We start from the raw sequence: 17,179 nt of genomic DNA on the forward strand, positions 1-17,179 counted from the left end.
GATAATCCTCGCGCGAATCGCAATCGGGAGAGCCGCCATGGCCAAGCGCAAATCCGCCATCGACCACCTCAACAGCGGGCGGGAGCCGCATATCGTCCACATGATCCCGCCCGGTGCGCCCGGCTTCCGCGAGGCGGCGGGGGGCGCGATGGTGGTGTCCTCGCCCGCCGAGGTCGATGCGCTGGTGCGACGGTTGCGACCAGGGGAGGTGGCGACGCTCGACACGGTGCGCGCGGCGCTCGCGCGGCGTCATGGCGTCGCGGTCGCCTGCCCGGTGTCGACCGCGATCTTCCTCAACATGGCCGCCCGCGCCGCCGAGGAGCGCCGGATCATGGGCGTGCCCGACGAAGAGCTCACTCCGTGGTGGCGGGTGCTGAAGAAAGGCGGGTTCCTCAACCCCAAGTTCCCGGGCGGCACCGCAGCCCAGCAGGCGCTGCTCGAGGCCGAGGGCGTGCGCGTCTCGCCGCTCCGGCGGCAACCGGCAGTGTTCGACTTTGCCGAACGCGCGCCCACCGAGCCGCTCGAGGAGCGACCCTGAGCCCCACTCATTCCGCCGCTTGGCTAAGGGCGATGCGGTTGCCTTCGCTGTTGGCGATCTCGGCGACGAAGCCGGCCGCGCCGATGTCCTTCTTCGGATAGAGCACGTCGCCGCCCGCAGCTTTGGCGCGGGCGATCACGGCGTCGATATCCCGGACATCGAAGTAGAGGATCGCGCCGTCCCGGGTGGGCTTGTAGACATCCCCCTTGGCGAGCGCCCCGCTCGCGCCCGGACGCCCATCGGCGCGGGGGAAGAAGGCCATGTCGTAGCCGTCGACCATCCGCCGCTCGAGCGTCACCGCGAAGACCGCCTCGTAGAAGCGGACCGCGCGGTCCAGGTCGGCGACGGGGATCTCGAAATGGACGACGGGGTTGATCGTATCGGACGGGGTCATGGCCGGGGCTCCTTCGGCGCCGGGGGCGTCGGCGGGCGCGGGCTGGCACGCGGCGACCAGCAACGCGCCCGCGATCCCGCACGCTCGCATCGCTTCACCGCAGTCCGGCGAGGCTCTGCATCCGCTTCAGGTAGCGCGCCAGCACGTCGATCTCGAGGTTGACCATGTCCCCCTTGGCCAGATCGCCGAGGGTGGTCACGGCCGCGGTGTGAGGGATGATGTTGAGCAGGAAATCGCAGGTCCCGTCGGGCCGGTCGCGCACATCGTTGACGGTCAGCGAGACGCCGTTGACGGTGATCGAGCCCTTCTCGGCGATGAAGGGGCTCATCTCCGCGCGCGCCCGGATCGCGACGTGCCAGCTGTCGCCGTCGCGGGCGACCTTCACCACCTCGCCCACCGAATCGACGTGGCCGGTGACGATGTGCCCGCCGAGCTCGTCGCCCAATCGCAGCGAGGGCTCGATGTTGAGCCGCGCGCCCGCCTCCCACATCCCCGCCACGGTGCGGCTGACGGTTTCGTGGCTGCAATCGACCTCGAACCATGCGTCCCCGGCGCTGCCGCCGCGCTCGACCACGGTGAGGCACACGCCCGAGCAGGCGATCGAGGCGCCGATGTCGATCCGCGCCGGATCGAGCGGGGCCGCGATGCGCAGGCGCAGGTCGCCGCGCTGTTCGGCGGCGGCGATGGTGCCGATGGCGGTGACGATGCCGGTGAACATGGGCGGGGGTTCCTGAAGGGAGTTATCGCATTCGCAGATAGGCTGCGAAGCTGTCGCTGCCAAGCTGGCGGCGCTGCGTAGCGGCCCAGCGGCCATGCGCCTGCGCCAGCCCCGCGAGGCGCAGCGCGCCGAGCGCCCGCTTGCCTTCGCCGATCAGAATGGGGGCGGTGTAGAGGTGGAGCTCGTCGACGAGGTCGTCCGCGAGGAAGGCGGCCGCCGTTTCGGCCCCGCCTTCGACGTAGAGGTACTGCACGCCGTCGAGGCTCGCGATCGCCGCGGGCGAGCCGAGCGTGGTCGCCCCCTCCGGGGACGGACCGCGGGTGAGCACCACGCGCTGCGGGGAGCGGCCCTCAAGGCCCGGCAGGCGCACGTCGAGGCGCGGCGCGTCGGCGCGCCAGGTGCCGCCGCCCACCAGGATCGCGTCGTGCTGCGCGCGCTGCGCGTGGACATGGGCGCGCGCGGCCTCGCCGGTGATCCAGCGGCTGGTCCCGTCGGCGAGCGCGATGCAGCCGTCCAGCGAGGTCGCGAGCTTGAGCGTCACCCACGGGCGCCCGGCCCGCTGGCGGGTGAGGAAGCCGGCAAGACTGGCGGCCGACGCGGGATCGTCGAGCAGGCTGACGGCGATCCCGGCGTCTTCGAGCCGGGCGATGCCTGCGCCGCAGGTGCGCGGGTCGGGATCGCGCTGGCCGATGACGACACGGGCCGGGCGGGCGGCGGCGACGAGGTCCGCGCAGGCCGGCCCGCGCGCGCTCGCATGGGCGCAGGGTTCGAGCGTGACGTAGAGCGTGGCTCCGGCGAGCGCATCGGGCGCAAGGCCGGCAAGGGCGACCGCCTCGGCATGGGGCCGCCCGCCAGCCTGCGTCCATCCGCGCGCGATCACCCGGCCCTCGCACACCACAAGCGCCGCGACACCGGGATTGGGCCGGGAAAGCGGGCGCGCGCGTATGGCGAGCCGCGCGGCGGCCGCCATCCAGTCGCGGTCGGTGGGGACGGCGTGCGCGGCTATTGCCGGGCGCCCTGCTCGGCAAGGCGGCGGGCGTTGTCCTCCAGCGCCTGCCGCTTCTTTGCCTCGGCGGCGGCGCGTTCGGCCTCGGCCTCGCGCTCCATGCTCTCGACGTCGAGCCCGGTGGCGGCGCCCAGCGCCTTGTACATCTTGCGCTTCTCGGCCTGGATGCGCGCGGCCTCGGCCTCGCGCAGGTCCTTGATCTCCTGGTTGGCGCGGTTCTCGGCCATGATCTCGGCGTCGCTGCGCCCGTCCTCCAGCGTGGTGATATACTCGATCCGGGGCCGCTCGGGCGGAGCGTAGTATTGCTGGTCGAGCGCCCAGGCGAGGATGCCGGCGACCGGCAGCACCGAGAGCGCGAGGATCGGCCAGCGATAGGGGACGGGGCGCCGGATGTAGTCCCAGAGATCGGCAAGGCCGGGAGCGGGATTGAAGCGCGACTTGGCGAGCGAGGAGCGGGGCATGGCGGCAATATAGGGCGCGCGGCGGCGATGGGGAAGGGCGGTGCGGCGGGGGGAGGGGCGAGGGGGGAGGGGGCGAGGGTGCGGGGCGAAAGTGCGGGGGAGGGTGAGGAGGGAGCCTCGCTGCGCTCGGTGCCCACCCCTTGCCCCTCCCGCAGGCGGGAGGGGGATGGCCGGTGCCAGGGACGCCTCCCCTCCGCCTGCCGGAGCGGGCGCGGTGCTGTTCTAGCCGAAGCTCGCGTAGAGCGAGCGACCATGTTCCTTGAGCCACCTGTCCGCCGCCGCGATCTCGCCTTCGAAGATGCGGGCGAGCAGCGCGTGGAAGGCGGGGGAATGGTCGAAGTGGACGAGGTGCGCGACTTCGTGCGCGACCACCGAGCGGCGCACGTGGTCGGGGGCCTGCACCAGGCGCCAGTTGATGCGGATGCGGCTCTTGTCCGAGCACGAGCCCCAGCGCCGCTGGGCGCGGGTAAGCGCGATCGGCACGGGGGCGAGCCCGGCGGCGGCGCAGTAGTCGTGCATATCGGCCTCGGCGAGCGCGAGCGCCTCGGCCTCGAGCCAGCGGCGTATGCGCGTCTCGATCCCCGCCTCGGGTCCGCCGATCCGCAGGGCGTCGCCCTCGCGCGCGGGGCGGCGGGGCGCGCGGGCATCCCAGGCGATCCGCAGGCTCCGGCCCCGGTAGCGCACCTCTCCCCCCGGCCCGGGCGCGGCGCGGCGGGGGAGCCGGGCGAGCTGTTCGGCGAGCCAGCCGGCCCGCGCATGGGCGAAGGCGATCGCCTCGCGCCCCTCGGCCCAGGCGGGCAGGGTGATGCGCACCTCGCTGCCGTCGGGCGCGAGTCGCAGGGTGAGGCGCCGGGCAGTCTTCATCCGCTTGAGCACGATCGGCACCTGCCGCCCGCCAAGCTCGATTTCCGGTTCGAGCGCGTGCCGGAGCGAGGCGCCGCGCAGCCAGTCGATCATGTCCCGGCCTCCTCGCTCTCCCGATCCCAGCCGCGCCGGGGGGCGGGCCAGTGGGTGACGTGGTGCTCCATGGGGCCGGCATTTACCTCGCTCACCACCCGGCCCACCACCGACACCCCGGCCCGGCGCACCGCATCGCGGTCGCCCGAGATCAGGTAATGCCAGCCGGGCAGCGGGCGACCCTCGTTCCTGAGGCGGTAGGCGCAGGTCGCGGGCAGCCAGCCCACCTGCTCGACGATCCGCAAGGTCAGCCGCAGGCAATCGGGGACGAAGGCCTTGCGATTGCGATAGTCCGAGCATTGCGCCGTGCGCGTGTCGAGCAGGCGGCAGGCGATGTTGGTGTCGACCACCTCGCCGGTATCCTCGTCCTCGAGCTTATGCAGGCAGCAGCGCCCGCAGCCGTCGCACAGCGCCTCCCATTCGGGCCTTGTGAGCTCGCCCAGGGGCAGCTCCCAGAAGCGCGCCCTCAGCTCACCCATCGCTTGAGTTCCGCCGCGACCGCATCGGCGCCCTTGTCGGTCGGCAGAGTCGCGATCGGCGCGCCGTCGGGGCCGAACAGGAAGACGATGCGCGAATGGTCGACAAGGTAGCCGCCGCCCGGCTGCGCCTCGCCCTTGCCATAGGCGACGGCGAAAGCCTTGGCGGCCGCCGCGATCTGTTCGGGCGTGCCGGTCAGGCCGACCATGTCGGGCGAGAAGGCGGCGGCGAATTCGCCGACCACCTTGGGCGTGTCACGCTCGGGATCGACCGAGATGAAGATCGGCACGATCTTCTCCGCCGCTGCCGGGTCGGTCGTGCCGAGGCGCTTCAGCCCCTGCGCGATGCGCTGCACGTCGGTCGGGCAGACGTCGGGGCAGAAGGTGTAGCCGAAATAGACCACCCGGTACTTGCCCGAAAAATCGCCCCAGCGCACCGTCTGACCCTGGCTGCCGGTCAGGGTGAAGTCCCCGCCGATCCGCGCCCCGGCGAGCGGCGGCTCGGGCTTGGCCGGGGCGTCGCTCCCGCACCCCGCCAGGACCAAGGCGGCGGCGACGGCGATCCCCAAAGCGAAGGGGCGTGCGGGCGAAGGCTTGTTGATGCGGTTCATGCTCTGCTAACTGGCTCACTGCGAGGGCGCATCGGCGTGTCGCTTGCGCCCTCTCACCCGGCAAGGTGTGACAGGTAATGCGAAAGGATCAAACCGTGGGCCGAGTTGTTTTGCGCAAGTTAGGGACTGTCGGCGCGATTGCCAGCGCCCTTGCGCTGGCCATGCCCGCCGCCGCGCAGTTCCAGTCGGAAGGGTACAAGTTCCTCGAGGCGGTCAAGGACCGCAAGGGCGAGGATGCCACCGATATGCTCAACAAGCCGGGCAACCAGCTCATCAACAGCCGCGACATCACCAGCGGCGACACCGGCCTGCACATCGCCGTCGCCCGCAGCGACGGGCTGTGGGTGCGCTTCCTGCTCCAGCGCGGGGCCGATCCCAACATCCGCAACAAGCGCGGCATCGCCCCGCTCCAGCTCGCCACCTCGCTCGGCTTCGTCGAGGGGGTCGAGGCGCTGATCGGCGGCGGGGCCAACATCAACGTCGCCGACCAGACCGGCGAGACCCCGCTGATCGCGGCGGTCCACGCGCGCAACGTGCCGCTGGTGCGGCTGCTGCTGGCGCGCGGCGCCGATCCCGACCGCAACGACAATTCGGGCCGCTCGGCGCGCGACTACATGAAGCTGATCGGCGCGGCGAACACGCTGCTCAAGGCCGAATTCGACGCCGCCGACAAGAAGCGCGCCGAAGCGGGAACCAAGAAAGACTACGGGCCTTCGTTCTGACATGACCGACCATGCCGACATGACTCTCGACGAGCTGCGCCTCGCGCTCGCCCCGGACATCGCGGCGAGCGCGATCTTCGACGGGTGGAATGCGACCGCGCTCACCGCCGCGGCCGAGATGGCCGGGGTCGACCCGGACATCGCCAAGCTCGCCTTCCCCGGCGCGCGGCCGATGGACATGATCGAAGCATGGATCGCTTCCGTGGACGCGGCGATGGAGGCCGAATGGCCGGCCGAGCGGCTGGCGGCGCTCAAGATCCGCGAGCGGATCCGCACCCTCGTCGCCTTCCGGCTGGAAGCGGTCGAGAACATCGACGAGGCGGTGCGCCGGGCGCTCGCCGTCATGGCCCAGCCGCAGAATGCGGCCAAGGGGCTGAGGCTCGGCTGGCGCTCGGCGGACATCATGTGGCGCCTCGCCGGGGACACCGCGACCGATTACAACCACTACACCAAGCGCGCGATTCTCGCCGGGATCTACTCGGCGACGCTCGCGGTGTTCGTCAATGACGACAGCGAGGGCAAGGCCGACACCTACGCCTTCCTCGATCGCCGCATCGACGGGGTGATGAAGTTCGAGAAGGCCAAGGCGCAGTTCCTGAACAAGGACCGCGAGCTGCCGAGCCTGACGCGCTTCCTCGGCCGGCTGCGCTACCCGGCGCGGTAGGCGCCCACCGTCACGCCAGCGCAAGCTGAGGCCTCGGGCGTCGAGCGCTGCGCCCGGAGCCATTGGGTCCCCGCTTTCGCCGGGGTGACGAGAAACACAGGCGCGATCGTCTCTATCCGTGCAAAAGCCGCCACATCGTGGTGCGCCCGCCCCCGCTCTTCCCTATTGCCTCTCCCGGATTCGGAGCGCATTTTGCGGGGCCGGGGTCAGGACATTGGCGGGAAGGACAAATTTCGATGGCGGGTTCGCTCAACAAGGTCATGCTGATCGGCAATCTGGGCGCCGATCCGGAAATCCGCACCTTCAACAACGGCGGCAAGGTCGCCAACCTGCGGATCGCGACGTCCGAGCAATGGAAGGATCGCCAGACCGGTGAGCGCAAGGAAAAGACCGAGTGGCACACCGTCGCGATCTTCTCCGAGGGCCTCGTCGGGGTGGTCGAGCGCTATCTCAAGAAGGGCAGCAAGGTCTTCGTCGAGGGCAAGCTCCAGACCCGCAAGTGGCAGGACCAGAACGGTCAGGACCGCTATTCGACCGAAATCGTCATCCAGGGCATGGGCGGCACGCTGACCATGCTTGACGGCGCGGGCGGCGGTGGCGGTGGCGGTGGCGGCGGCATGGGTGGCGGCGGCGGCGGCTATGGCGGCGGCGGACGATCGGGCGGCAGCTGGGATCAGGGCGGTGCCGGTAGCGGCGGCGGTTCGGGCGGAGGCGGCGGCTTCGGCGGCGGCGGCTACGACGATCTCGACGACGATATTCCGTTCTGACGGGATCGGCCGTTCCGATCGCTTTGGCAGCGACGCATTCACCCAAGGCCCCGCGAGCGATTGCGGGGCCTTTCTCGTTGAAGTCGGGTCGGGATGTAAAAACAGTTTGACATTTGTCCGGAAATGTAAAAACCTTTGAACATCGTTCTCGGTTGTTCGGGGTTTGCATGATGACACATCGCATGAAGTTCTGGCTGTTCGGCGGCCTCACCCTCGCCGCGGTCATTGCCGCAGGCACGCTGTTCGGGCGGATGTTGCCGGCCACAGGCGGCAGCGATCAGCCGTTCCGCGTCTATCCGGTGGTGCTCGCCCTCTATGCCGCGGTTCTGGGCGTGGCCTGGCTGTGGTGGAAGCGGACCGACGATCTCCAGCAGCAGGGGCAGTTGATCAGCTGGTACTGGGGCGGAAGCTGCGGGGCGCTGGCGATGCTGGCCTACCTGATGACCTTCCTCGGCCGCACGAGCGACATCACGCTCGGCGCCTTCTACATGGTGATGGCCCAGGTGGTCGGCTTTGTGGCCGTGTGGCTGATCTGGGTGGTGCGGGGACGGGGGCACGCCGAGTGAGGAACTGCCTGCGCGAGATGCGCAAGGCCCGCGGTCTCAATCAGGCCGAGCTTGCCGAGCGGCTGGAGATCTCGCGCCAGACGGTCATCGCCATCGAGGCCGACAGGTACGATCCCTCGCTGCCGATGGCCTATCGCATGGCGGCCTTCTTCGCGGTGCCGGTGGAAGCCTTGTTCTTCAACCCGTGGAAGGCGGATTGAGCAGTGCGGGGCACCCTGCGCCAAGCCTTACCAGGCTGGCCTCGGGGCTGCCCAGGCCCCCGCCAGCCCCCGCTTGACCGGACCTACACCCCTGCCAGACCCCCGCCAGACCCACGTCAGGACGATGTTTCACGTGGAACATCGCGCCTCAAGATTCGGGCCTAATCCTTCTTCAGACCTGCCAGCAGATTGGCCAGCGGCCCCAGCTGTTCGCCCTCCGCCACGATCCCCGCCGCCGCCCGCGCCGCATCGGCATCGGGCCCCTCGGCATAGGGATCGATCGCCAGGCCGAGGGTCTGCGCCACCGCCTCGCCAAGATCGAACATCTCGCCCGAATAGGCGATCTCGTCGCAATCGTCGGCTTCGAGTTCGATCTCCTCGTCCTCGGTGGCAGGACGTTGATGTTCCTCGACGAATCGGAGGTCGACAGGCTCGTCGATGGTGACCGGGAAGTCCTCGCCCGAAATGGCGCAGGGCTGCATGACCCGGGCCGCCAGCCGCCCGGTGGCGCGGATCGCGCGGGGCTTCTGCTCGAGGGCGACGGTCGCGACGAGGCTCTCCACCGCGCCGAGCCCGAACCTTTCCGCGAGCGCGGCGCGCTCGGCGGGCGAGGCCTCGATCACCACCGGCCCTGCCGGCAGCGGCCGCGCCCGGACCATGCGGGAAAGCTCGGAAGGGGGCAGGGAGGGGGTCACCAGATGGCACTCGCGGACAGCATCTCGGCGTCGGAGAAACGCTTCAGGCGGTTGAAAAGTTTCATCAATCGCTCGGCCACCGCGCGCGCGGCGGCGGCCTCCTCGGCACCCTCGGCGAAGGTCACGTTGCGCGCCACGGCGGCGGTCAGCCGCTCAAGGTCGCCCTCGTTGAACGCCACCCGATAGGCGCCGAGCCGTCCGCCCAGCACGCTCATCAGCTTGCCGATCCGCTTGCCGACGACGACGTCGTTGACCCCGAATTCCCTGAGCTGCCCGTCCATATCCTCGACGAACAATTCGGCCAGAAGAGCGCTTTCCGCGCGCAAATCAGAGGCTTCCAGCCGCACCATCACCGCGCTCAGGACCGCGCTGATCATGTCGAAGCGGCCCGCAACCGAATCCGCGACCCGGGCGGTCGCATAGTAATCGGCATCGCGCGCCAGCTCGATCACGCGGTGCCACAAAGGGCGCACGCCCTCGCGCGGGTCCGGGGCGGTGCCGAGCAGGCGGGAGAGAAGGGACATGATGTCAGAGCCTTTCGCAATCAGAACGCCATACCGCCGCCGCGGCACGCCTTGCGGTCACTACGCCGAGGCACCCGCGCCGGATGCGTTCAAGCGCGGTTCAACCCGCTGCCGCCAACCGCTTTGCCGATATGGTGCGTTGCAAGCTTGCGCCTAGACCCTTAAAGCACCTCGCCCAAGGGACAAGTGCGCAGCACCGCGCGCAAGCAACGAAAGCGAACACGGATTGGCGCAGATGAAGGCTGACAGGCACGGGGCACGCGCAACGGATCGCGCCGCAGGATGGCGTGGCGGCGCGCTGCTGCTCGGCGCGGCGGCACTGGTGCTGCCGGGCTGCTCGGCGATCCAGGAATCGCGCGGCTATATCGTGGACCCCACGCTCACCTCGCTGGTGCAGCCGCAGATCGACAACAAGCAGTCGGTCGAAAGCACGCTGGGCCGCCCGACCTTCGTCAGCCAGTTCGGCAATCCCACCTGGTACTATGTCTCCAGCATCACCGGCCAGCGGCCCTTCAGCCGCCCGAAGATCCGCCAGCACTCTGTGCTCGCGGTGCAGTTCGATGCGGCGGGACGGGTTGCCAAGGTCGATCGGTCGGGCATCGAGAACGTGGTGTTCCTCGATCCGAACGGGAACAAGACCCCGACGCTCGGGCGCGAGCGCGGGTTCCTCGAGGATCTGTTCGGCAATATCGGCCAGGTCGGCGGCGCGGGCCTGCCGGGCGGCGCCGGTGCCCCTGGTAGCGGACCGAACGGGCAATAGCGCCCGCGCTTGATCCCGGCGCGACGCGCGCCATATCTGCGCGCATGACAAGCGATCCCTCGGCCCACGGCTCAAGTTTTCACGGCCTCGTGCAATGGCACGGCACCACCATCATCGGCGTCCGCCGGAACGGCACCACCGTCATCGCCGGTGACGGGCAGGTGTCGATGGGCAACACCGTGATGAAGCCCAACGCACGCAAGGTTCGCCGCATCGGCGACGGCAGCGTGATAGCCGGCTTCGCCGGTGCGACGGCCGATGCCTTCACCCTGTTCGAACGGCTCGAGAAGAAGCTCGAGCAGTATTCCGGCCAGCTGATGCGCGCGAGCGTGGAGCTTGCGAAGGACTGGCGCACCGACAAGTACCTGCGCAATCTCGAGGCGCTGATGATCGTCGCCGACAGGGACACGCTGCTGGTGCTGACCGGCAATGGCGACGTGCTCGAGCCGGTGGGCGAGATCGCCGCAATCGGCTCGGGCGGCAACTTCGCCCTCGCCGCCGCGCGGGCGATCGCCGACTACGAGCAGGATGCCGAGACCATCGCGAGGAAGGCGATGGCGGTGGCCGCCGAAATCTGCGTCTTCACCAATGGCAACCTGACGGTCGAGACCGTTTAACCCAGCTCCGTTCGTGCCGAGCGAAGTCGCGACACCGACGCAATGGCCTCTCGACTTCGCTCGAGGCGAACGAAAAATTCGGATACTTCTCATATGGACAACCTCACCCCCAAGGCGATCGTCGCCGCATTGGACGAACACATCATCGGCCAGGCCGAGGCCAAGCGCGCGGTCGCGGTGGCGCTGCGCAACCGCTGGCGGCGTCAGCGTTTGGGCGCCGACCTGCGCGACGAGGTGACGCCCAAGAACATCCTGATGATCGGGCCGACGGGCTGCGGGAAGACCGAGATCAGCCGGCGGCTGGCAAAGCTCGCCGAGGCCCCGTTCATCAAGGTCGAGGCGACCAAGTTCACCGAGGTCGGCTATGTCGGCCGCGACGTCGAGCAGATCGCCCGCGACCTCGTCGAGGAGGCGATCCGGCTCGAGAAGGAGCGCCGCCGCGAGAAGGTGCGCGAGGCCGCCAGCCAGGCGGCGATGGACCGGCTCCTGAACGCGCTGGTGGGCGAGAACGCCTCCGAGGCGACCCGCGAGAGCTTTCGCCAGCGGATCGTCCAGAACGCCATGAACGATGTCGAGGTCGAGATCGAGGTGCGCGACACCCCTGCCGCGCCCTTCGATATGGGTCAGATGGGCGGCCAGATCGGGATGATCGACCTCTCGGACATGATGGGCAAGGCCCTGGGTCGGAAGAACACACGCCGCCAGAAGCTGCGCGTGCCCGATGCCTGGGACCGGCTCGTCGACGAGGAGGCCGACAAGCGGCTGGACCAGGACGATGTCGCGCGCGCGGCGCTCCAGAATGCCGAGACCAATGGGATCGTGTTCTTGGACGAGATCGACAAGATCGCCGTGTCCGATGTGCGCGGCGGAAGTGTCAGCCGCGAGGGCGTGCAGCGCGACCTCCTGCCGCTCATCGAGGGGACGACGGTCGCGACCAAGTACGGGCCGATGAAGACCGACCATGTGCTGTTCATCGCCAGCGGCGCGTTTCATGTGGCGAAGCCTTCCGATATGCTGCCCGAGTTGCAGGGCCGCCTGCCAATCCGGGTGGAGCTGCGCGCGCTCACCGAAGCGGATTTCGTGCGCATCCTTTCGGAAACGCGCGCCAATCTCGTGGCGCAATACAAGGCGCTGCTGGGAACGGAGCAGGTCACGCTCGATTTCGCCGATGATGCGATCCCCGCGATCGCGCGGATCGCGGCGCAGGTGAATGCCGGGGTCGAGAACATCGGTGCACGGCGCTTGCAGACGGTGATGGAGCGGCTGCTCGAGGAGATCAGCTTCGAGGCCGAGGATCACGTCGGCGAGACGATTACCATCGATGCTGCCTATGTGGAGGCGCGGCTGGCGGGCCTCGCCGGCAACACCGACCTTTCCAAATACATCCTGTGATGGGCGGTCCGGTCGGCGACCTCGCGGGGATGCTGGCCGCGATGGCGCCGGTGCTCGACAAGTGTCGCTGGACCTTCGCCCTGGTCGAGGGCGATCCGCCCGCCGATGCCTTCGCGTTGATCCACGAGGATGAGGGCACGACCGCGATCGTGCCGGAGGAGCACGGCGCATTCGGCCGGATCACCCTGACGGTGCACTCGGCGCTCGAGGGCGTCGGGCTGACTGCAGCGGTAGCGACGGCGCTCGCGGCGCGCGGGATCGCCTGCAATGTCGTGGCGGGGTTCCATCACGATCACCTGTTCGTGCCGTGGGAGCGGCGCAGCGAGGCGCTGGAGCGCTTGCGCGAACTCGCGCAAGCCGCGGCCGCTGGCGGGAGCCCCTCGGCTGCGCCTTCGGGGTCCACCACCCCCAACCCCCTCCTCTGAAGAGGAGGGGGCTCTCACGGCTCACTCGCCCAGCAGGTGCTTCTTCCAGAAGACGAGCTGCGCGAGGAACGAATAGTCCTGGTTCGCCTTCTTGGCGAAACCGTGGCCTTCGTCGGCGGCGACGAGGTGCCAAGCCTCCCCGCCACGCCCGCGGATCGCGGCGACCATCTGATCGGCCTCCGATTTCGGCACGCGCGGATCGTTGGCGCCGGTGATGACGAACATCGGCTTCGTGATCTCGTTCACCCGGGTGAGCGGGCTGATCTCCGTCAGCTTCTTGCGCTGCTTGGGGTCCCGTTCGTCGCCATATTCGACCCGTCGCAGGTCCTGCCGGTAGGGATTGGTGTTTTCCAGGAAGCTCACGAAGTTGCTGATCGCGACGGTGCATTGGGTCGCGGTGAGCTTGTCCTTCAGTTGGACGGCTGCGGCATAGCACATATAGCCGCCATATGAGCCGCCGGTGAGGCCGATCTTGGCCGGGTCGACGCCCTGGTCCTTCCTCACCGCGTCGATCAGCGCGGCCATGTCCTTGACCGAATCCTCGCGCTTGAAGGGTCCGTTGTCGAGGCTGACGAAGGTCTTCCCGTAGCCGGTCGAGCCGCGCACGTTGGGGTAGAAGAGACCGATGCCAAGTTCGTTGAGATAGTAGTTGCCGCGCCCCTGGAAGCCGGCGGTGCTCTGCCCCTCAGGCCCGCCGTGGACCGAGACGATCAGCGGGCGCTTGCCCGGGAACTTGGCGGGATCGGGGAGATACAGGAGGCCCGAGACCTCGAGCCCGTCGAAGCTCCTGGTGGTGACGATCCGCGGCTCGACATTGACACCCGCATCCAAGCCGCCCGTCTCGCTCTGCGTCCAGCGGGTCAGCTGCATGGTCTTGGGGTCAAGCGACCACACGTCGGCCGCGCTCTTGGCGCTGCTGAACGAGAAGCCGATTTCCCCCCACGGCGCATATTCAAGGCCGCCGATCTGCCCGGCCGGGAGGGCATCGACCCTGGTTACCCTGCCGCTCGCCACGTCGAGCAGGCGCAGCCGGTCGGAGCCCGCCTCGTTGACCACGTAGGCGATGGTGGTGCCATCGGGGGAGATGTCGAAGCCGTCGACGTCCCAGCTCTCCTTCGTCACCGGGGTGAACTTGCCGGTGGCCGGGTCGAGTCGGCCGAGGCGCTGGAAGTCCGAGCCCTGATCGCTCGTCACCCAGACGGCGCCGTTCGGGGCAATCCTGAGGCCGCCATAGGCGATCTCGGCCCTCGGATCACCGATCGGCGTCATCGCGCCGGAGGCAAGGTCGAGCCGGTAGAGGTCGACGTCCTGCACCGAGTTGTAGTCGGCAACGAAGGCCTGCGTCTTGTCGGGTGCGAAGCCGATGATGGCCCAGCCGCCGCCCTTGCTTTCGTGCACCATGCGCGTCGAGGCGGGATCGCGGGGGTCCATGACGTAGAGGTCCGAATCCACCCCGTTGCGGCGGGTCGAGCTGAAGCCGACGAGCTGGCCGTCGTTGCTCCAGGCGCCCGGCTGGTTGCGGCTCTTGCCGTCGGTGAGGAGAGTGAGGCGGCCGTCCTTCAGCGTATGGAGCTGGTAGTACTCGTCCCCGCCGCGATCCTTGGTGACGAGGATCACGTCGCCTTTCACCGGCGCATAGGAGCCCGAGACCGGCTCGGCCTCGAAGCTGATCTGGCTGCGCGCGCCCATCGGCTGGGCGACGCGGTGCAACTGGGCGACGTTGCCGAAGCGGGTGCTGATCAGCACCGCGCGGGTGGTCTGGTCCCAGCCGGCGAAGCCCGCCCCGCGCGCCTCGAGATAGGGCCGCGCCCTCTCGGCGAGGGTGAGCGGGATCGCCGGCATCTGCTCGGCGGTCAGCGCCGCGGGGAGCGGCACGGTCGGCACGGGAGCGGGCGCGGCGGGCACCGGGGCCGGTGCGGGCGCGCTCTGGGCAAAGGCGGGAAGGGCGGCGCCGGCAAGCAGCACGCCGGCGAGGGTGGAACGAAGCATGCGGATATGTCTCCCCTGGATGGCGCCCGGCCCGCAAAGGATGGTGCGGCGGGCGCTGCCCGGCGATCTCGCAATTGATCGCACGGGCACGCCAGCGTAGCTTCGACCAAGGGCCGAGCCAAGTCTGCCAACCGCGTGTCCGGAGGGAATGCGATCATGCCGAGCGGTCGCTGTCACTGCGGTTCCGTCGTCTATGCCTTCGATGGCGAGCCGGTCCGCGCCTAAATCTGCCAATGCAGCGACTGCGCGCGCTGCGCGGGGGCGCATGCGGTCGGCTGGCTGGCGGTGAGAACTGAGGGCTTCCGCTTCTGCGGCGCCTGCGGGCGGGGCTGACCTACGTCAACGAGGATGTGCTGCCGGGGATCGTCGACATCCAGATCGCCACCCTCGACGAGCCCGACGCCTTTCCGCCGCGCGAGCTGATCCAGTGTGCCGACGCGCCCGCATGGGCCGCGACGCTGCATGAGCTGCCCCGCTTCGCGCGCTTTCCGCCCGGCTGAAGCCTATTCGGCGGCTTCGGCCTCGACGTCGTCCTCGCGCCGCTCGTTGGCCTGCCGCGCCCACATCTCGGCATAGAGCCCCCCGCGCTTGAGCAGCGCCGCATGGTCGCCGCTCTCCGCCAGACGCCCGTGGTCGAGGACGAGGATGTTGTCGGCATCGGCGATGGTCGAAAGGCGGTGCGCGATGGCGAGCGTGGTGCGGCCAGCGGCGATTCGTCTGAGGGTCGCAAGGATCTCCTGCTCGGTGCGCGTGTCGAGCGCACTCGTGGCCTCGTCGAGCAACAGGATCGGAGGGTTCTTGACGAGCGTGCGGGCGATCGCGACGCGCTGCTTTTCGCCGCCCGAAAGCTTCAGGCCGCGCTCGCCCACCATGGTCTCGTATCGTTCCGGAAGGCGGTCGATCAGCGGGGTGAGAGCGGCATCGCGCGCGGCTTCTTCGACACGGGCCTGGTCGGCGCCCTCGCAGCCATAGGCGATGTTGTAGGCGAGGCTTTCGTTGAACAGCACCGAATCCTGCGGAACGATGCCGATTGCCGCGCGAAGGGATACCTGCGTGACCGAAGCGATATCCTCGCCGCCGACCAGCACGCGCCCGGAGAGAGGATCGTAGAAGCGGAACAAGAGCCGCCCGATGGTGCTCTTGCCTGCGCCCGAGGGGCCGACGATGGCGGTGGTGCTGCCGGCGGGCACCTCGAAGCTCAGACCGTCCAAAATGATCCGCCCCGGATCATAGCCGAAGGTCACGTTGTCGAAGACGACGGTCGGCTTCTTCACGATCAGCGCGGGCGCGCCGGGCCGGTCCTCGACCTCGATCGCGGTGTCGATCAGGCGGAACATCTCGGCCATGTCGATGAGGCCCTGGCGGATGGTGCGATAGACCCAGCCGAGCACGTCCAGCGGGCGGAACAGCTGGATGAGGTAGGTGTTGACCAGCACAAGGTCGCCAACCGTCAGCGTGCCCTCGCTCCACCCCCAAACGGTATAGGCCATCGCGCCCGCCACCAGCGCGTTGGTGATCGCGCCTTGTGCCATGTTGAGCAGGCCGACCGAATTCTCGGACTTGATCGCCGCCTCGGCATAGGCGCGGGCAGCCTGGCTGTAGCGGGCCTCCTCGCGCTTCTCCGCGCCGAAGTATTTCACCGTCTCGTAGTTGAGGAGCGAATCGACCGCGCGGTGCAGCGCCTTCCCGTCGAGATCGTTCATCTCGCGCCTGAGCTTCGTGCGCCATTCGGTGATCGCGCGCGTGACCCAGACATAGGCGACGACGGTCAGCGCGGTCGCGGCGACGAGCTCGATGCCGAAGTTGATGTAGAAGATCACGCCCACTGCGATCAGCTCGATGATGGTCGGGGCGATGTTGAAGAGGAGGAAGTAGAGCATCTGGTCAATGCTCTTGGTCCCGCGCTCGATGATCTTGGTGACCTCGCCGGTGCGCCGCGCGAGATGGAACCTGAGGCTGAGGCGGTGGAGGCGGTGGAACACGTCCTCGGCAAGGTGCAGCGTCGCGACCTGGCCGACTCGCTCGAAGGCGATGTTGCGAAGGTTGTCGAAGGCGACCGAGGTGAAGCGCCCCAGCGCATAGGCTGCGACGAGGGCGAGCGCGACCACCACGCCTTCACGGCCCGTCCCCGACATCGCGTCGACCGCGCCCTTGTAGGCGAAGGGCAGGGCGAGCGTCACCGCCTTGCCCGCGAGCACCAGCGTCATGGCAATGACGATGCGGGTGCGCAGGCCCGGATTGTCCTTTGGCCAAAGATAGGGGAGAAACCGCTTCAGGGTTGGCCAGCTCTCCACATCACGCGCGCGAGTTTTTTTAATGGTTTGATCGGCTGGCGTGGTGGCGGTGTCTGGCGGCATCGCCGCAATGTGGGCGCGGGGGCCGCGCCCCGCAAGGCGCGCCGGTCAGAAGCGGGGCGAATAGGAATGGCCGCGCCGCGCTTCGCGAAGCGCGCGCTCGACGTCGGCGGGCACGTCGAACAGGATCTGCTGCCGCCCGAAATCGATCGCCACACGGTCGAACAGCGCGAGGTGCTGCATCCCGAGCGAAAGCACCGGTCGGTCTTGCAGTCCGAGTGCGGCGAAGGCGGGCGCGTCGGCGAAGGTCAGGGGCACTTCGGTCAGCGACAGCCCCTTGATGGTGAGCGATCGCACGAAGGCGAGCTGACCGACGATATCGACGCCGTTGACATCGGTGGTG

Annotated in this window: 23 protein-coding genes (1 of these 23 only partly in view); 11 read left to right on the forward strand and 12 right to left on the reverse strand. The window is 69.0% G+C overall.

Features of this window, described 5'->3' with window-relative positions; all coding sequences use genetic code 11:
- The first annotated feature begins 37 nt into the window (after positions 1 to 37).
- Positions 38 to 538, forward strand: coding sequence for an MGMT family protein (locus tag OPU67_RS08430; protein ID WP_267619095.1), 501 nt, complete (start codon positions 38 to 40; stop codon positions 536 to 538).
- A gap of 7 nt (positions 539 to 545) precedes the next feature.
- Here OPU67_RS08430 and OPU67_RS08435 read toward each other — a convergent pair whose 3' ends face one another.
- The 7 genes from OPU67_RS08435 to OPU67_RS08465 all read right to left on the reverse strand — a co-directional run bounded on the left by OPU67_RS08435 (position 546) and on the right by OPU67_RS08465 (position 5,161).
- Positions 546 to 932, reverse strand: coding sequence for a VOC family protein (locus OPU67_RS08435; RefSeq protein WP_267619096.1), 387 nt, complete (start codon positions 930 to 932; stop codon positions 546 to 548).
- A 94-nt stretch (positions 933 to 1,026) separates the two neighbouring features.
- Positions 1,027 to 1,650, reverse strand: coding sequence for a riboflavin synthase (locus tag OPU67_RS08440; protein WP_267619097.1), 624 nt, complete (start codon positions 1,648 to 1,650; stop codon positions 1,027 to 1,029).
- Positions 1,651 to 1,672: 22 nt separating this feature from the next.
- Entirely contained in the window at positions 1,673 to 2,656 is a 984-nt protein-coding gene (gene ribD, locus OPU67_RS08445) for a bifunctional diaminohydroxyphosphoribosylaminopyrimidine deaminase/5-amino-6-(5-phosphoribosylamino)uracil reductase RibD (RefSeq protein ID WP_324255361.1), read from the reverse strand.
- Positions 2,653 to 3,117: a hypothetical protein gene (locus OPU67_RS08450; RefSeq protein WP_267619099.1), complete on the reverse strand. Its 465-nt coding sequence runs from the start codon at positions 3,115 to 3,117 to the stop codon at positions 2,653 to 2,655. The genes ribD and OPU67_RS08450 overlap by 4 nt, the downstream gene beginning before the upstream one ends.
- A 222-nt stretch (positions 3,118 to 3,339) precedes the next feature.
- On the reverse strand, positions 3,340 to 4,074 hold the full coding sequence (locus OPU67_RS08455; protein ID WP_267619100.1) for a M48 family metallopeptidase: 735 nt from the start codon (positions 4,072 to 4,074) through the stop codon (positions 3,340 to 3,342).
- Positions 4,071 to 4,553: a YcgN family cysteine cluster protein gene (locus OPU67_RS08460; protein WP_267619101.1), complete on the reverse strand. Its 483-nt coding sequence runs from the start codon at positions 4,551 to 4,553 to the stop codon at positions 4,071 to 4,073. Before OPU67_RS08460 ends, OPU67_RS08455 begins: the two co-directional genes overlap by 4 nt.
- Entirely contained in the window at positions 4,541 to 5,161 is a 621-nt protein-coding gene (locus OPU67_RS08465; protein WP_267619102.1) for an SCO family protein, read from the reverse strand. Before OPU67_RS08465 ends, OPU67_RS08460 begins: the two co-directional genes overlap by 13 nt.
- A 161-nt stretch (positions 5,162 to 5,322) precedes the next feature.
- Here OPU67_RS08465 and OPU67_RS08470 point away from each other — a divergent pair, with 161 nt between their 5' ends.
- From OPU67_RS08470 to OPU67_RS08490, 5 genes are all read left to right on the forward strand, one after another.
- Positions 5,323 to 5,883, forward strand: coding sequence for an ankyrin repeat domain-containing protein (locus OPU67_RS08470; RefSeq protein WP_267619103.1), 561 nt, complete (start codon positions 5,323 to 5,325; stop codon positions 5,881 to 5,883).
- Between the two features lies 1 nt (position 5,884).
- A complete protein-coding gene (locus OPU67_RS08475) occupies positions 5,885 to 6,547 on the forward strand; it encodes a COQ9 family protein (protein ID WP_267619104.1) in 663 nt (220 codons plus the stop codon).
- Between the two features lie 236 nt (positions 6,548 to 6,783).
- On the forward strand, positions 6,784 to 7,314 hold the full coding sequence (gene ssb, locus OPU67_RS08480; RefSeq protein ID WP_267619105.1) for a single-stranded DNA-binding protein: 531 nt from the start codon (positions 6,784 to 6,786) through the stop codon (positions 7,312 to 7,314).
- Between the two features lie 167 nt (positions 7,315 to 7,481).
- Positions 7,482 to 7,880, forward strand: a complete 399-nt coding sequence (locus tag OPU67_RS08485; protein ID WP_267619106.1) for a hypothetical protein — start codon at positions 7,482 to 7,484, stop codon at positions 7,878 to 7,880.
- 17 nt (positions 7,881 to 7,897) lie between these two features.
- A complete protein-coding gene (locus tag OPU67_RS08490) occupies positions 7,898 to 8,080 on the forward strand; it encodes a helix-turn-helix transcriptional regulator (protein WP_324255359.1) in 183 nt (60 codons plus the stop codon).
- Between the two features lie 161 nt (positions 8,081 to 8,241).
- Here OPU67_RS08490 and OPU67_RS08495 read toward each other — a convergent pair whose 3' ends face one another.
- Together OPU67_RS08495 and OPU67_RS08500 are read right to left on the reverse strand one after the other, a co-directional pair.
- The gene (locus OPU67_RS08495) at positions 8,242 to 8,739 is read right to left on the reverse strand and encodes a YceD family protein (RefSeq protein WP_267619108.1); all 498 of its coding nucleotides are present in this window, start codon (positions 8,737 to 8,739) and stop codon (positions 8,242 to 8,244) included.
- A gap of 32 nt (positions 8,740 to 8,771) precedes the next feature.
- Entirely contained in the window at positions 8,772 to 9,299 is a 528-nt protein-coding gene (locus tag OPU67_RS08500; protein WP_267619109.1) for a ubiquinol-cytochrome C chaperone family protein, read from the reverse strand.
- 235 nt (positions 9,300 to 9,534) lie between these two features.
- Between OPU67_RS08500 and OPU67_RS08505 the strand changes: the two genes are divergently transcribed.
- From OPU67_RS08505 to OPU67_RS08520, 4 genes are all read left to right on the forward strand, one after another.
- The gene (locus tag OPU67_RS08505) at positions 9,535 to 10,059 is read left to right on the forward strand and encodes an outer membrane protein assembly factor BamE (RefSeq protein WP_267619110.1); all 525 of its coding nucleotides are present in this window, start codon (positions 9,535 to 9,537) and stop codon (positions 10,057 to 10,059) included.
- Between the two features lie 44 nt (positions 10,060 to 10,103).
- A complete protein-coding gene (gene hslV / locus OPU67_RS08510) occupies positions 10,104 to 10,676 on the forward strand; it encodes an ATP-dependent protease subunit HslV (RefSeq protein WP_267619111.1) in 573 nt (190 codons plus the stop codon).
- A gap of 93 nt (positions 10,677 to 10,769) precedes the next feature.
- The gene (hslU, locus tag OPU67_RS08515) at positions 10,770 to 12,068 is read left to right on the forward strand and encodes an ATP-dependent protease ATPase subunit HslU (protein WP_267619112.1); all 1,299 of its coding nucleotides are present in this window, start codon (positions 10,770 to 10,772) and stop codon (positions 12,066 to 12,068) included.
- Entirely contained in the window at positions 12,068 to 12,493 is a 426-nt protein-coding gene (locus tag OPU67_RS08520; RefSeq protein ID WP_267619113.1) for an ACT domain-containing protein, read from the forward strand. Before hslU ends, OPU67_RS08520 begins: the two co-directional genes overlap by 1 nt.
- 21 nt (positions 12,494 to 12,514) lie before the next feature.
- Here OPU67_RS08520 and OPU67_RS08525 read toward each other — a convergent pair whose 3' ends face one another.
- A complete protein-coding gene (locus OPU67_RS08525; RefSeq protein WP_267619114.1) occupies positions 12,515 to 14,482 on the reverse strand; it encodes a prolyl oligopeptidase family serine peptidase in 1,968 nt (655 codons plus the stop codon).
- A 350-nt stretch (positions 14,483 to 14,832) separates the two neighbouring features.
- Here OPU67_RS08525 and OPU67_RS16340 point away from each other — a divergent pair, with 350 nt between their 5' ends.
- The gene (locus OPU67_RS16340; protein WP_324255360.1) at positions 14,833 to 14,982 is read left to right on the forward strand and encodes a hypothetical protein; all 150 of its coding nucleotides are present in this window, start codon (positions 14,833 to 14,835) and stop codon (positions 14,980 to 14,982) included.
- A 3-nt stretch (positions 14,983 to 14,985) separates the two neighbouring features.
- On the opposite strand, the gene OPU67_RS08535 is transcribed toward OPU67_RS16340, so the two are convergent.
- A complete protein-coding gene (locus tag OPU67_RS08535; protein ID WP_267619115.1) occupies positions 14,986 to 16,839 on the reverse strand; it encodes an ABCB family ABC transporter ATP-binding protein/permease in 1,854 nt (617 codons plus the stop codon).
- Positions 16,840 to 16,884: 45 nt separating this feature from the next.
- Positions 16,885 to 17,179 carry the 3' portion of a retroviral-like aspartic protease family protein gene (locus tag OPU67_RS08540; RefSeq protein ID WP_267619116.1) on the reverse strand. Its footprint extends 683 nt past the window's final position, so 295 of the gene's 978 nt are visible here — the last part of the coding sequence; its start codon lies off the right edge, out of view — the gene reads right to left on this strand; it ends in the stop codon at positions 16,885 to 16,887.

This window comes from Erythrobacter sp. WG, from assembly GCF_026586795.1.
Lineage (GTDB): Bacteria > Pseudomonadota > Alphaproteobacteria > Sphingomonadales > Sphingomonadaceae > Erythrobacter.